The sequence below is a fragment of the Streptomyces sp. 8P21H-1 genome (assembly GCF_013302945.1).
Genome location: NZ_JABTYA010000139.1, coordinates 1 through 462 on the forward strand (window position 1 = coordinate 1; position 462 = coordinate 462).

1 pseudogene is annotated in these 462 nt (G+C 76.4%); it reads left to right on the plus strand.

Annotation, left to right across the window (positions count from 1 at the left end):
• Nucleotides 1-119: 119 nt before the first annotated feature.
• Nucleotides 120-462: pseudogene (locus HO151_RS02480) on the plus strand (PAS sensor protein); the annotation flags it as partial.

Consider the following 462-nt stretch of genomic DNA (forward strand, 5'->3'; position numbering starts at 1 on the left):
CGCGGGGCTCACGGCGGCGCCGCCGGAGTGCCCGGGACGGCGTCGCGCGCGGCCCGCCGACGCGTCCTCGTGCTTCGGAACGGTCACAGGGGCTGCGTCCGCGGTCCGGAAGCGTTCTAATGACGGACGTGGTCAGTGAGGGCGACACGGAGCGCGGAACGAGAACACTGCGTGCCGAACTCGCCCTGGAGGCGCTGCCCACGGACCTCGGCCCCCCGGAACGACTGCGGAGCGTGCTCGAACAGGTACTCGTGTACGGCGGCGCCGCCCTCGCCCTCGTGTACGTCCCGGAGGAGCACGGCGACCGGCTGCGCCTGATCGGGTCGGCCGGTGTGCCCCGGGCGCTGTACGGCCTGCCCGACGGCTACCTCCTCTCCGGCGGTTCGCCGGCGGCCGACGCCTACCGGACCGGCCGGCCCCGGTGGCCGGGCCCGGCGGAACTCGCCGTGCCGCCCGGCGCCC